This window comes from Sporomusa termitida, from assembly GCF_007641255.1.
Taxonomy (GTDB): Bacteria; Bacillota; Negativicutes; order Sporomusales; family Sporomusaceae; genus Sporomusa; species Sporomusa termitida.
This window is the reverse complement of sequence record NZ_CP036259.1, coordinates 5,094,237-5,107,814: the sequence shown is the minus strand read 5'-3', so window position 1 is coordinate 5,107,814 and position 13,578 is coordinate 5,094,237. Positions and strand designations below refer to the sequence as shown.

The window sequence follows — 13,578 nt, the reverse complement described above, 5'->3', positions numbered from 1 at the left end:
GTTATTAGCGAGAGTCAGTTCTCTCACTCGCCGGCGCCTTGTCCTTGGGCTCTTGCCTCAGATAACCGGAAAACATAGCCTGAAGCTTAGCCGGGTCCTCGGTAAAAACCAGGTATACATGCAGGGGAATTGTTGCCAAAAATAACATAGTAATGGCGTAAAAAATAACCCTGGTTCCCATAAGACCACCTAGCGGCCGGCTGAGCCAGGAGGCATATTCCGGCAACAAGTGCGGCAGGGCGGCCAGACCTGATAACATAATGGCCAGAACCCAGATAGTAAACAAACCTTTTTGTCCGGGGTTATAGCGGCCATAGTTGGGGTGATTTGCGGTAATAAAAAGGGTATACCGGAAAAAGCTGCGAAGATTGGGAATGTCCCGCCTGGTAAACAACACTTCCGTGTATTTGCCGGTAATGCTATAATAGTAAATTTGCCCTAAAAGATTGATTATAAGCATCATTCCGACCAGCGTGTGTGTTTTGCGCAGCAGGCCAAAAGGCAGGTTACCTTTGGGGTCATGCAGGTACAGCCCTGTTATCACTAAGTATGTGACAGACAGGACCAGTATCCAGTGAAAAATTCGTATGGCTAACGGATGTAATAATAGTTTCATAACATTAAAATCCCCCGAATGGGGGATTTTAATGTACCTATAATTTACGATGTACTTTGGGAATATTTTTACCATAAAATATTTCTGCCATTTCTTTCTTAAGCCGCTGTTTTATTTTTTTCTTTTCACCAACCATCAATTCTTTTTTTGCAGTGCCAAATAGATAGTTATCAAGATCAAATTCCTTTAGGAGCATCTTCGTATGAAAGATATTCTCCTGATATACATTGACATCGATCATCTGATACGAGTCACGATTGTCACTGGAAATATAATTTTGTATCGAATTTATTTTGTGATCAATAAAAAATTTCTTGCCATTCACATCACGGGTAAAACCGCGTACCCGGTAGTCAATCGCCGCAATGTCCGGCCGAAAAGTATTAATCAAAAAATTGAGAGCCTTAAGTGGTGAGATCTGGCCACAGGTAGATACGTCAATATCAGCCCGGAAAGTACTGATCCCTTCATCCGGATGGCTTTCCGGGTACGTATGGACAGTAATGTGGCTCTTATCCAAATGGCAGACAACCGCCTCCGGCAGCGGCTCATTGAGTTCACACTCACCGCAGTCCTCAATGTCTACGTGTTCACCAGGCTGATTGACCAGTTCTTCTGAAATGAGCATGGTAACGCTGGCCCCCTGCGGGTCATAATCCTGCTTGGCAATATTTAAAATATTGGCCCCAATCATATTAGCCACTTCGGTAAGAATATTGGTCAGCCGTTCAGCACTATATTCCTCATCAATATATTCTATATACGAGTGGCGGTGCTGCGGCGTTTTTGCATAGCAGATATCATACATATTAAAACTAACCGTTTTGGTGAGATTATTAAATCCGTAGAGCTTTAACTTTTTAATTGATTTAATTTCCATCTTACGTTGTCCTTCTCCTCACAGATATAATATTGGCTACAACCAAAAGCGCAGCAGCGACCAGTCTCTAATTTGCTAATTAAACACAAATATTTCTGGAAAGCAACAAAAAATCCTTTAAAAATTATACCACATCAAGCCGAAAAGTATAGGGTAGTTAACGGAAAATTTTTGGACCTGCAGCTGTCGCTACAGGTCTTCAGATATTGTCAAACCTAGTTTTGCCCGTTAGTCAATTTACTATTTAAAAGCGACTATATATTTTTCAATCATTTTTGCCGGATAATATGATTCTTTGGCTTTGCGCAAGCCTTCTAAACCCATATCTTCTTCCCGGTTGATATATTCAAGCTGCTGCCAGGCATGCTCGCAGAACTTCTGATTAATAACCGGATACACCCCGCGAATATCAGGATTTGCTTTTTCCACATGAATAACAGCCATATTGGTATTTAACTGTTCGCCAAAAGTAAATCCTTCTACTTTGCCGCCAATGGTAATAAGGCCACCCTGTAAATTAAGCTCTGGCCAATGGGTAAAAACTTCAATGATAGCGTTGTTTTCCCCCTGCAATGTCGGGTCATCGTCACAGCCTTTTTTCCGGCACCACTCCAGCTGGGTTTCGATACAGTGGGGCACCCACTCCGGTGTCAGCGGTTCATATTGGTAATTTCTGTAAGAGCGCAGGAAACTGTTAATATGATTTTTCTTACTGTGATATTTACGGCCTTTTAATTCAATTAAATCCTTGCTATGATAAACATAATCAAAATTGTCACGGTCACCGGTAAAATTAAACTGACCAGGCCGCCAGGCTTCAATAAGGTCAACCATAAATTTCTCCACCCCCCGGATAACAAAGGGTAGGTTTTCCCTGGCAAAGAAGGAACTCATGGCTTCAAGCACCGGTGCGATTGCCTCGTCAGGGCCAAATGGCTGCAGCATATACTGCTGACCGTCATAGGCAGCTTTGATCACCAGGCAGTCGTGTTCCTCCGCCCATTTAATAGAATATATGTTGCGCCACATAAATAAATTAGTGAAGTTAAAATGAGCGTTTTCGTAGCGGCGCTGGCTAAAATACTTATCAAACATAGGTTTTTGCGCTAAGGTAATTTCTTGAAAATTGATAATAAGCCCCCCAATTATTAAATATAGACTGGCTCTATTGCCTATCTAACATTTAGTAGTACCCTCTATTATATTCCGGGCATTACGAACACGCAATCAGCTACGGAGGTGATAATATGTCAAAACGGGCCCCTGCTATATTATATGGTGATTGCCCTTATCTTAAAAAGCGCCACAGCATAATTGCCGTATATCAGGAAACCCGCATTCCCGGTAAAGCGGTACCACACTATCATGTTCAGGAAACAGAATGTGATTTTGCTGATGAATGCCCCCTGAAAAAATGTCCGTTGGTGGAAAACGCCCCCAAACATCCCCCTGGTATAGGCCTGGGATAACAGGGAAAAACCTGCAACAAAGGGACGGTTTTTGACCTGCAATTGATGTGCACGGCAAAAATCGTCCCTTTGGTCATTGTAATTTTTGTACAAACTCCAGGCGCTCACCATCAGGACCGGTGAAAAACATAATTTTTTGTTTGCCGACTATCTGCGGCTGCTCAAATAACAAAGGGATTTTATGCTGCCGGAGTTTGGCAATCTCGGCAGTGATGTCGTTTACAAAAAAAGCAATATGATCAACCCGTCCCGCACTGCGGACAGGAACAGAGTCTGCCTGATATTGGATAAGCTCGATCGTCAGCTGGCCTGACTTAATGAAGATAAGGCGAATGCGTTCATCCTCGTATTGGTCCTCCACCTGGCAACCTAAAATCCTGGTATAGAACGCCAGTGATTGATCGGCATTGGTAACCACTAGGCCGATATGCGCAACCGCAAACAAAATTATTCCTCCTTTACAGCTTTAGGCCAGGTAAAAATAAAGTTGGCGCCCTGACCTTCAGCTGAAATAATTCTCACCGAACCGCCCTGTCCTTCCACAATCTTTTTGACAAGAGCGAGACCAACCCCCGTACTTTCCAGGGTATCCCGCGGCTGCAGGGTTTGAAATATTTCAAAAATCTTGTGATGATAATCGGCGGCAATGCCCGGACCGTTATCAGCCACACTAAACTCAAGCCAGCTCCCTAAATCACTGACGGTTATCCATATATGGCCGTCCGGCTTGTTGTGATGGCGGACAGCATTACCGATAAGATTAGCAAATACCTGCTTGAGCCTGACCCTGGCAGTGATAATCTCCGGCATTTCCGTGTCAAATTGAACACGCAGTCCGCCGACAGGGGCCAGGTCTTCGAGCACTTCAGCAATCAGATTGCCGACCTTCACCGGTTCAGCGGCCGCTTTAATCCTGCCAATGCGTGAATATTCCAGTATCCCTGCAATCAGATTTTCCATCCGCTGGACCCGGCCCTGCAAAAGCTCCAGCTTATGCCGGGCTTCAGCCTCAAGACTGCCTTCTAAATCCTCTTCCAGCCACTGTGACAAATTGGCAATGGCCCGCAGCGGCGCCTTCAGGTCGTGGGAAACGACATAGGCAAACTGATCAAGTTCCCGGTTGCTGCGCTCCAGTGTCCGCATGTAATTAGCCAATTCCAGCTGCTGGCGCCGCAACTCATCCTCACGCAGACGCACAGCCTCGGCCATTGACTGAAAGTGCTCTGAAATTGTATTTATCTCCGTGAATTCGTAACGCTCCAGCGGCAGATTATAATTGCCCGACGCTACTTGTAGGGTTTTACGGGTAAATACATCAAGCGGCAGTAAAATCCTTTTTAGGTTGCCCATGGCAATAACAACTGCTAACCCTAAAGCCAGCAGTGAACCGGCAATAAATATATTCCGGGTATTATTCACCGGGGCAAAGGCTATATCGGTCCGTTGGGCTACAAGGACCGGCCAGCCTGTTGGCGTAACGACATCAACAGTAATAAGATAATTGTCCCGCCCCTGCCTGAAACTCATAGTCCTAGCCTTGCCAGCCAGGGCAGTTGTTATAAATTCCCGGTCGCCAATATTGCGCTGGTACACCTGTTCCCGGTCACTGTGCCCGATAAAAGTGCCTTCAGTGTCAAGAATAGCAGCCCAACTATGCTGATTGCCGTCGCCTTTCGCGGCCAGTTCGTTCAGTTTGCTTAAATTGATATAGCCGACGACCATGCCGCTTCCGGTTGGCCTTGTAATCGTTAGAGTCGGCTGACCAGTATGCTGTGAGATAAAGGTAGTTGACCAGTGCACCTGGGCGGTTCGCTTAGTCTCCTGAAAAAAAGGCTGCCTTGACAGATCCAGTGTCGTATAACTGGGATCAAAAGGCGAAACAAAGACCGAGTGACCATCTTCATCAACCACATGTACGGCATCCAGATAGGGATGGCTGGCAACAAGGGTGTCAAGATAATACTGGATCTGGCGGTTGTCAAAACCGCCTGCAGCCAGGGTAGTGGCGGCCTGCCTGATGACAGCGTCAGCCATCGCCAGGAAATCCTCGGTACCTTTTACCAGATCATTAGCCATTTGCGTGTTATATTTAATGACTTGCTCACCCATACTGCGAGACAACAACGTAATGGTAATCACGCTGATAACAAGGATCGGCACCGCAGCGGCGACGATAAAATTAAAGGTCATAACCCGTTTTAGGCTGCCTGCAATCTTGTTCATATGCCATCTGCTCACTTTAATTAATCAGGGGAGTAAACTGACCGTCCTTTACAGTAATCAGCCCCCCAAGCCGTTGACTATCACCTGTCGCATTAATAACAATCTCACTCCATAGCCCCGGAAACTGTCCCTGAGCTAGAATGGCGGCCTTGACAGCCTGCGCTTCGGTATTGCCGGCTTGCTTAATACCTGCCGCTAACAATTGCGCAGCCTCGTAGCCATAAGCAGCCGCATAGTTGGGCCGACTGCCAAATCGCTCCTGGTAAACACGGACAAACCGGCTGTAAGACAGCCCCCGGGGATCGGGTATAAAGGGGCTGCTAAAAACTACCCCTTCCACCGCACTGCCGCCGTGGTGAATAAAATCGTCAGTCATAGCCCAACTGCTGGAAAATAATGGAACAGCCGGCTGATTCTTTTTGAGCCATTGACTAAGAAGCGCAGCATCCACCGCGCCGGCAATGATAAGTACACCCTCAGGCCAGCAGCCGCCAACAGTGTTTGCCAGCTTCACATAATCCACGCTCTTGCCTGATATAAACGGGTATGTAATCGCAACCGTGCCGCCAAGTTCTTCATATTTAGCTGTAAAAGCCTGCAGCCAGGACTGAGAGAAGTCACCATTGGTAATATCATAAATAACCGCCATTTTATTAAGGCCCAGCGCATCAACCGCATAAGACGCCTGCGCTTGCGCCGAAACACTAAGCGGCGGCATCACGGTAATCAGGAAATCATCATGACCGCTCAGACTGTCCGCCCGCGCCGTCGGGCTTATAATCAGAGCCTTGCCACCGGCAATTACCGGCAGTGAAGCTACTGCTGCCACACTGGTCATATGCCCAATAATCGTTCGTACACCGGTATTGATGAGTTCTGCATCAACACGGCGGACTACAGCAGGATCATTCTTGTCATCCTTAACGATAAGTTCCACCTGGCGGCCGGCAATACCGCCGGCCTTATTTATTTCCTCAACCGCCAGAATTACCCCGTTGCGGCCGGCAACCCCAATATCAGACTGACGGCCGGTCAAACCGGCAACAAAACCGATTTTAACCGGCGCCCGGTCAACGCAGCCGGCAACAAACAGGGTTATGAGCAGGAATATTGGTAAAACTGCCGTCCGAAAACGTTTCACAGCTGTCACAATATCCCTCCATCCGACAATTATTATTAATAGTAGTTAATTAGCCATGAAAGAATTATTTTCCTGCTCTCCTGCCTGTTATTTACCTGAAATATTTAACGCCGGCCCTAAACAGCTGCTGGTCTTTGCTCCCGGGAATATTGACGGCTACGCTGCTGCCGGTCCGCTCGGAATGTCCCATTTTTCCCAGTACCCGCCCATCGGGGCTTGTAATTGCCTCAATGGCATGGCAAGAGCCGTTCGGATTAAATTTACCGTCATAAGTGGCACGGCCAGCCAAATCGACGTACTGGGTAGCAATTTGGCCATTTGCCGCCAGCCGGCTGATTTCCGCTTCGGTGGCATAAAACCGGCCTTCTCCGTGCGACGCGGGAATAACAAACACGTCACCGGTTTGAGTATGACTCAGCCAGGGCGACAAGGTAGAAACAACCTTAGTATTGACCATGCACGAAATATGCCGGCCAATTTTATTAAAAGTTAACGTCGGACTGGTTGCAGTCAGATCACGGATTTCGCCATAAGGAACAAGCCCCAGCTTAATAAGCGCCTGGAAACCATTGCAAATACCCAGCATCAAACCATCACGCTGCTGCAAGAGCTCAGTCAGGGCTGCTTTTACCCGGGGATTACGGAACATGACGGCGATAAACTTGCCGGAACCATCGGGTTCGTCCCCGGCACTAAATCCCCCTGGAAGCATAACAATCTGGGCAGTGGCTACTTTCCGGGCCAGCACACTAATAGACTCTTCAACCTGAGCCGCGGTCCGGTTGCGGATTACCAGGATTTCCGGCCGGGCTCCGGCCTGCGCAAACGCTTTTGCCGTATCATATTCACAGTTAGTACCGGGAAAAACCGGAATCAGCACGTTCGGCTTGGCAATACCGACAGCCGGCCGGTGAGTGTTGCGCCTGTGATGATAGGTAAATTGGGCCGGCTCACCATCAACCAGCTCAGACCGGACAGGAAACACTTTTGCCAGCGTCTGCTCCCAGGCGGCCAAAGCTTCTTCAATAGAGATTTCAGTGCTATTAACGCTAATAACAGGGGTGGCTGTGGTCTTACCGATCAAGGTATAATCCAGACCGGTGAGTTCCTGCTCCAGCTGTACAGCCGCCGGCAGTTCCAGCACCAGCGAACCGTAATCCGGGGTAAACAAGGAATTTTCCGTAACGGCGGCGGTAAACTTGATGCCAATGCGGTTGCCAAATGCCATTTTACTGACAGCTTCGGCCACTCCCCCCAGTTTTACGGTATAAGCTGCCAGAATTTTGCCGGCGGCGGCCAGCTGGTGCACACAATCATACGCCGTAATTAAGGCCGCAAAGTCAGGCAGCTCGTTTTCATCCCGCCGGGCCCGGACCAAAATCACGTTGCTCCCGGTCAGCTTAAACTCCGGGGAGATAACACGCCGCACGTCAACTGCCGTTACCGCAAAAGCTACCAGGGTAGGCGGCACAGTAAGCTCCTTAAAGGTGCCTGACATGCTGTCTTTGCCGCCGATAGCCGGAATCCCCAGCTGTTTTTGGGCGTAAAATGCGCCCAGTAACGCACTGAAGGGCTTGCCCCACTTTGCGCTGTCCTTGTCCAGCTTTTCAAAGTATTCCTGTAAAGTCAGCCTGACTGTGCGGCAATCCCCCCCTAAGGCGACAACCTTGGCAACAGCCTCAATTGTAGCATAAACCGCACCGTGGAAAGGACTCCAGGCCGCGAGGCCGGGATTAAACCCATGGGTCATAATTGTCCCCGTCGTTGTATCTCCTGCCAGCACAGGCAGCTTGGCAACCATGCCTTCCACCGGCGTATCCTGGTATTTGCCGCCAAAGGGCATCAGTACAGTCGCGGCGCCAATACTGCTGTCAAAACGCTCAACAAGCCCCTTCTGACTACAGATATTAAGGTTTTGCAGCATAACCAGCCAGGCGGCCTTAAGATCTGCCAGGCTTTTACCAGCCGGCCCCGGCAACCTTTCAAAATAGCTGTTTGCCGACGGAGCAGCCACAGCTGCCGCGGTATGCTGTTTGACGCCATTCGTATTCAAAAAATCCCGGCTGATATTGACAATAGCCTGGCCGCGCCATATCATCTGTAACCGGTTATTGCCAGTAACGGTAGCAACAATAGTCGCCTCCAGGTTCTCCGCATCGGCATAATCAATAAATTGCTGCGCATTGGCCGCGGCGACCACTACCGCCATCCGCTCCTGTGATTCCGAGATAGCAAGCTCAGTACCTGTAAGACCCTCATACTTTTTGGGGATGGCATCCAGATTAATATTCAGGCCGTCAGTCAGCTCACCGATGGCCACCGACACGCCGCCGGCACCGAAATCATTGCAGCGTTTGATCATGGTACTGACTGTACGCTGGCGAAACAGGCGCTGGATTTTACGCTCCGTAGGCGGGTTTCCTTTCTGGACTTCGGCCCCACAATTCATAAGCGATTCCTCCGTGTGAGCCTTGGAGGAGCCGGTTGCTCCCCCACAGCCATCCCGGCCGGTACGGCCCCCAACCAGAATAACAACATCGCCTGGTTCAGGAATGGCGCGCACAACATTCTCTTTGGGCGCAGCCGCCATGACCGCCCCAATTTCCAGCCGTTTCGCAATATAACCCTCATCATAGATCTCAGTCACCTGGCCTGTTGCCAGACCAATCTGATTCCCGTAGGAACTATACCCGGCCGCTGCACTTGTCGTTATTTTCCGCTGCGGCAGCTTGCCCGGCAACGTGGCTCCTAACGCAGTCCGGGGATTACCACTGCCGGTAACACGCATTGCCTGATAAGCATAAGAACGGCCTGACAGGGGATCACGGATGCAGCCGCCCAGACAGGTAGCCGCTCCTCCAAATGGCTCAATTTCGGTGGGGTGATTATGTGTCTCATTTTTGAACATGACCAGCCAGTCTTCCGTCCGGCCATCGACAGCAGCAGGTACAACAATGCTGCAGGCATTGATTTCTTCCGATTCATCCAGATCAGTAAGCTGTCCCTGTTTTTTCAGCTCTTTCATCGCCACAGTGGCTATATCCATCAGGCTGACATCTTTTTCCTGGTCGTTATAGACAAATTCCCGGGATTTTAAATACGCCTGATACGCCGTTTCGACCGGCCTGGAGAACCTGCCCGCGGCAATCGAAACCGACTGAATCGCGGTTAAGAACGTCGTATGCCGGCAGTGATCTGACCAATACGTATCGATTACTTTAATCTCGGTGATCGTCGGCTCACGGCGCTCGGTATCCCGGAAATATTGCTGACAATAAGTCAAATCCTCAAAGCTCATTGACAAACCCTGGGTGTTCATAAAATCTAGCAGGTCTTGCGGACTTTTGTTAATAAAACCATTTACCGCCAATACATCACTGGGAACACAACATACCATAGTTAGAGAGTCCGGTTTTGCCAGTGAGGCTTCCCGCGCTTCAACCGGATTAATGCAATAACCCTTGATTCCTAATAATTCGTGCTCACTAATTTCGCCTGTCAGAATAAGAACTTTCGCCGTGTTCACTGCCGGCGGTTCCTGCTGCGTTAATATCTGCACACTTTGTGCCGCCCAGTCTGCCCGTTGGTCGTACTGCCCCGGTAAATATTCTATGGCAAATACGTGGTCGGTGTCTTGGCGGTCAATGTTTTCAAAATAGACAAGGTCTACAGGCGGCTCGGAGAAAATAGTATGAACGGCATTGGTAAATTCCTGTTCCGTCAAACCGGATATATCATAGCGGTGCAGTACTCTCACCGACTGTAAGCCTTTTATCCCTAAATTCTCTTTAAGATCAGAATAAATACCTGCCGCCTCAATTTGAAAGCCAGGCTTCTTCTCGACAAATATTCGACGTATTATATTTTTCACTGTGTTCAAATTATCCGCCTCCTGTACTAAGTACCATCTGCGCGGCTCCTCCGCCTCGCTGGACGAAAAAATCTCCGCAACCTAACCTGAATTTCAATCCGGTCAAGGTACTAACGCTTTACATCACTATCGTAACACAATATAATTAATAATAAAAATTAATATTGATTATTATATTAATAAGGAGTACTTATATATGGATGTTAGTTTCGAGCTTTATAAGGTATTCTATCATGTAGCAGCAACACTAAGTTTTTCAGAAGCCGCCACGCAGCTGCATATTTCCCAGTCTGCTGTTAGTCAGTCGATTCACCTGCTGGAAGAGAAACTTAACAGCCGCCTGTTCGCCCGTACCACAAAGCAGGTAAGGCTGACCCCGGAGGGAGCTATGTTATTTTCCTTTGTGGAGCAAGCCTACCAATTCCTCAAGACAGGAGAACGCAATATCCAGGATGTTCATTCTCTGACCCGGGGCGAACTTAAAATTGCCGCCAGCGACACCCTGTGCAGATATTATTTACTATCTTACCTAAAACAATTTAATGAGTTATACCCTGCCATTAAGATCAACATCACCAACAGAACATCGCCGGTATGCACTGAACTTGTCCGCAAAGGTCTGGCAGATATAAGTTTTGTTAATCTGCGCCACCAATCACAGCTCCGGACAGGAGAACGGGAGAGTAAGCTTGCTATTACCAAACTAAATATAATCCATGATGTCTTCGTGGCAGGAAAAGATTACCATAGCCTGCATAAGCGGAAACTATCCATAAAAGATCTGGTAAATTATCCCATACTGGTTCTTGAGAAAAATACAGTTACCCGCAGCTATTTTGACGACCTGCTCAAGCGTTATAACGTATCTTTAACCCCCGAAATAGAGCTCGGCAGCATTGATTTGCTGATCGATCTGGCCCAAATCGGGCTTGGCATTGCCTTCGCCCCCCAGGAATACATGGCAACCCAGCTGGCACAAGAACAGCTTTTCCGCTTGGCAATTAGTGAGGATATCCCGCCCCGCTATTTAGGAGCTGTTACCAACAGTACTGTGCCGCTGCCGGTCGCAGCCCAGAAATTCATGCACCTGATTACGGAAGCCAATAAGTAATAATTACACAAAGAAGATACAAAAAAGCAGCCCTTGCCTCTGCGGAGCTGCCTTGTTAAAATATCTTTTTACCTGCTGAACGCCATTGTTTTGCTTCACCCTGCAGGCCTGAATAAATTTATAAGAATAACATCAGAAACTTATACATAAGTGCACTTGTTACTGCACTGAACGGAATGGTCAGTATCCAGGCAAACAGCATTTGCTGGGCTACCCCCCACCGCACAGCGGAAATCCGTTTGGCCGAACCAACCCCCATAATGGAGCCAGATACCACATGGGTAGTACTGACCGGCAGGTGCAGGTTTGTAGCGGCAAAAATGACCATTGCCGAATTCATATCGGCAGCAAAACCATTGATAGGTTCCAGTTTAAAAATCTTACCACCCATAGTCTTAATAATCTTCCAGCCGCCGGCCGCCGTCCCCAGGCCCATGGCAGTGGCACAAGCGATTTTTGTCCACAGCGGGACTTCCAGTTCTGGTATCTGCCCCGAACTCAAAAGCGCCAAAGTAATAATCCCCATAGCTTTTTGCGCATCGTTGGAGCCATGGGAGAAAGACATCAGGCTGGCAGATAAAAGCTGCATTTTTTTGAAACCGGTATTCAGCTTTCCCGGCTCCTGCCGCCCGAAAATCCACATCATGGCGATCATGATAACATAGCCGCCGGCCATCGCAATAAGCGGCGACAGGACAAGGGAGAGGACAATTTTTTCAACACCGGTAAGGTTAATGGCGTCAAAACCGGCGCCTACTATAACTGCTCCCAGGACACCGCCGACAAGGGCGTGGGATGAGCTGCTGGGAATGCCCATCCACCAGGTAATCAGGTTCCAGACAATCGCACCGAACAAGGCGGAAATAATTACCGGTTGGCTAACTAACGAAGCCGATTTAACAAGATCGCCACCAATTGTTTTGGCTACGCCGGTGCTATAGAGCGCGCCGGCGAAATTAAGAATCGCCGCCAGTATTACCGCATACTGCGGGTCCAGGGCCCGGGTCGATACCGAGGTGGCAATCGCGTTGGCTGTATCATGAAAGCCGTTGATATAGTCAAAGGCCAGCGCAAAAAAGACCACAATGTAAACCAGTGTCATATCAGGCATACTTTACGATGACTCCCTTTAATAAATTGGCGATATCCTCACAGATATCAAGAGTCTCTTCCAGATGAAGCAGGATTTCTTTCCATTTGATGATTTCAATAGGATCCTTGCATTCTCTGAACAGTTTGGCCATCTCCTGCCTGTACAACCGGTCTCCCTGTGACTCATACTCAATGATCCGGGCACAGCGCTCTTCCAGCTTGTCTTTTTGCTTTTTAATTTCCGGCAAATGACTGAACGCTTTATCAATCTGCTTGGCACTTTTACCTACCAGTTCGGCAAGAGCTTTGGCCCCTTCTGATGCCTTACCGGCGTTGTAGAGTTCCATACGTTCAATCGTGCCTTGCATACAGTCTATAACATCATCAAGTTTGTGAGCAATGCTATAGATGTCTTCACGGTCAAGGGGCGTAATAAATGTTTTGTGCAACAAGCCGACAATCTTAGCCGTATTCTCGTCAGCCTTCTGCTCCAGTTCGTCTATCTGAGCCATTAATTCAAACAAATCTCCATCTTTGTTTAACGCCTCTTGTAACACTTCGGCCGCATCCCGAATAAGTTGAGTATTTGCCAAAAGATAACCATAAAACTTTTCTTCACGGGGCTTTAAGCCAAATCCCATACTTAGCCTCCTCAATTTGTCGGATTCAAACTGATTATAGCATATACTCTCGGGCTTTGTTAACTAATTGTAAAGAAATGTTAAGATTCGGTTAATTCAGCACTGCGGTTACGAGTTAGCCACCAGGATAATACCGGTCAATATTAAAACCAGGCCCCCCAGTCTGAGCAGGCTGATAGCCTCATGAAACAGAAAAAATGAAGCAATAAACACCAGTATATAACCTAAGCTGATAAGCGGGTAAGCATAACTTAATTCAACCGTGCGTAACGCATAAATCCAGAGTAGCGTGCTCACTCCGTATAAACCTAAGCCGGCAAATATTGGCCAGGCAGTTATCATCTTCACCAGCAAAGAACCGGTGTCTGGAATACGTACAGCACCGAACTTAAAGGCAATTTGCCCAACAGCCCCCAGTAAAACAGATAATAATATAATATAAATATCTTTCATGCCTGCACCGTCCTGTGGTCAGGGTTGAGTGTACATAACCCAAAACTTGTCTTTGGTAGTATATTCCCTTTTGGCCAAGGT

General features: G+C 48.0%; 12 protein-coding genes. 2 read left to right on the top strand and 10 right to left on the bottom strand.

All coding sequences use genetic code 11. The annotated features are described in order from the left end of the window. Positions 1 to 4: 4 nt before the first annotated feature. From SPTER_RS23525 to SPTER_RS23515, 3 genes are all read right to left on the bottom strand, one after another. Positions 5 to 616 (bottom strand): cytochrome b/b6 domain-containing protein, encoded by a 612-nt coding sequence (locus SPTER_RS23525; RefSeq protein WP_144352610.1) that lies wholly within the window; start codon positions 614 to 616, stop codon positions 5 to 7. A 37-nt stretch (positions 617 to 653) separates the two neighbouring features. Next, a complete protein-coding gene (speD, locus tag SPTER_RS23520) occupies positions 654 to 1,496 on the bottom strand; it encodes an adenosylmethionine decarboxylase (protein WP_144352609.1) in 843 nt (280 codons plus the stop codon). 240 nt (positions 1,497 to 1,736) lie between these two features. Continuing rightward, a complete protein-coding gene (locus SPTER_RS23515; protein WP_144352608.1) occupies positions 1,737 to 2,591 on the bottom strand; it encodes a DUF2156 domain-containing protein in 855 nt (284 codons plus the stop codon). A gap of 152 nt (positions 2,592 to 2,743) precedes the next feature. On the opposite strand from SPTER_RS23515, the gene SPTER_RS23510 reads away from it, so the two are divergent. Beyond that, a complete protein-coding gene (locus tag SPTER_RS23510; protein WP_144352607.1) occupies positions 2,744 to 2,965 on the top strand; it encodes a hypothetical protein in 222 nt (73 codons plus the stop codon). A 73-nt stretch (positions 2,966 to 3,038) separates the two neighbouring features. Here SPTER_RS23510 and SPTER_RS23505 read toward each other — a convergent pair whose 3' ends face one another. The 4 genes from SPTER_RS23505 to SPTER_RS23490 form a co-directional block, all read right to left on the bottom strand. Continuing rightward, positions 3,039 to 3,410, bottom strand: coding sequence for a VOC family protein (locus SPTER_RS23505; RefSeq protein ID WP_170233385.1), 372 nt, complete (start codon positions 3,408 to 3,410; stop codon positions 3,039 to 3,041). A 2-nt stretch (positions 3,411 to 3,412) separates the two neighbouring features. Next, complete coding sequence (locus tag SPTER_RS23500) at positions 3,413 to 5,188, bottom strand: sensor histidine kinase (protein ID WP_170233384.1); 1,776 nt, start codon at positions 5,186 to 5,188, stop codon at positions 3,413 to 3,415. A gap of 16 nt (positions 5,189 to 5,204) precedes the next feature. Beyond that, positions 5,205 to 6,338, bottom strand: a complete 1,134-nt coding sequence (locus tag SPTER_RS23495; protein WP_170233383.1) for an ABC transporter substrate-binding protein — start codon at positions 6,336 to 6,338, stop codon at positions 5,205 to 5,207. Between the two features lie 82 nt (positions 6,339 to 6,420). Continuing rightward, positions 6,421 to 10,200 (bottom strand): phosphoribosylformylglycinamidine synthase, encoded by a 3,780-nt coding sequence (locus SPTER_RS23490; RefSeq protein ID WP_144353063.1) that lies wholly within the window; start codon positions 10,198 to 10,200, stop codon positions 6,421 to 6,423. A 196-nt stretch (positions 10,201 to 10,396) separates the two neighbouring features. On the opposite strand from SPTER_RS23490, the gene SPTER_RS23485 reads away from it, so the two are divergent. After that, complete coding sequence (locus tag SPTER_RS23485; protein ID WP_144352603.1) at positions 10,397 to 11,311, top strand: LysR family transcriptional regulator; 915 nt, start codon at positions 10,397 to 10,399, stop codon at positions 11,309 to 11,311. Between the two features lie 118 nt (positions 11,312 to 11,429). Here SPTER_RS23485 and SPTER_RS23480 read toward each other — a convergent pair whose 3' ends face one another. From SPTER_RS23480 to SPTER_RS23470, 3 genes are all read right to left on the bottom strand, one after another. Then, a complete protein-coding gene (locus tag SPTER_RS23480; protein ID WP_144352602.1) occupies positions 11,430 to 12,422 on the bottom strand; it encodes an inorganic phosphate transporter in 993 nt (330 codons plus the stop codon). Continuing rightward, positions 12,415 to 13,044, bottom strand: coding sequence for a DUF47 domain-containing protein (locus SPTER_RS23475; RefSeq protein WP_144352601.1), 630 nt, complete (start codon positions 13,042 to 13,044; stop codon positions 12,415 to 12,417). Before SPTER_RS23475 ends, SPTER_RS23480 begins: the two co-directional genes overlap by 8 nt. A gap of 108 nt (positions 13,045 to 13,152) precedes the next feature. After that, entirely contained in the window at positions 13,153 to 13,497 is a 345-nt protein-coding gene (locus SPTER_RS23470; RefSeq protein ID WP_144352600.1) for a DMT family transporter, read from the bottom strand. Positions 13,498 to 13,578: the final 81 nt, after the last annotated feature.

What these genes read in the sequence shown, in the direction of transcription:
- SPTER_RS23525 (WP_144352610.1), bottom strand. Translation starts at nt 616, where the DNA reads ATGAAACTATTATTACATCCGTTAGCCATACGAATTTTTCACTGGATA.
- speD (WP_144352609.1), bottom strand. Translation starts at nt 1,496, where the DNA reads ATGGAAATTAAATCAATTAAAAAGTTAAAGCTCTACGGATTTAATAAT.
- SPTER_RS23515 (WP_144352608.1), bottom strand. Translation starts at nt 2,591, where the DNA reads ATGTTTGATAAGTATTTTAGCCAGCGCCGCTACGAAAACGCTCATTTT.
- SPTER_RS23510 (WP_144352607.1), top strand. Translation starts at nt 2,744, where the DNA reads ATGTCAAAACGGGCCCCTGCTATATTATATGGTGATTGCCCTTATCTT.
- SPTER_RS23500 (WP_170233384.1), bottom strand. Translation starts at nt 5,188, where the DNA reads ATGAACAAGATTGCAGGCAGCCTAAAACGGGTTATGACCTTTAATTTT.
- SPTER_RS23485 (WP_144352603.1), top strand. Translation starts at nt 10,397, where the DNA reads ATGGATGTTAGTTTCGAGCTTTATAAGGTATTCTATCATGTAGCAGCA.
- SPTER_RS23480 (WP_144352602.1), bottom strand. Translation starts at nt 12,422, where the DNA reads ATGCCTGATATGACACTGGTTTACATTGTGGTCTTTTTTGCGCTGGCC.
- SPTER_RS23475 (WP_144352601.1), bottom strand. Translation starts at nt 13,044, where the DNA reads ATGGGATTTGGCTTAAAGCCCCGTGAAGAAAAGTTTTATGGTTATCTT.
- SPTER_RS23470 (WP_144352600.1), bottom strand. Translation starts at nt 13,497, where the DNA reads ATGAAAGATATTTATATTATATTATTATCTGTTTTACTGGGGGCTGTT.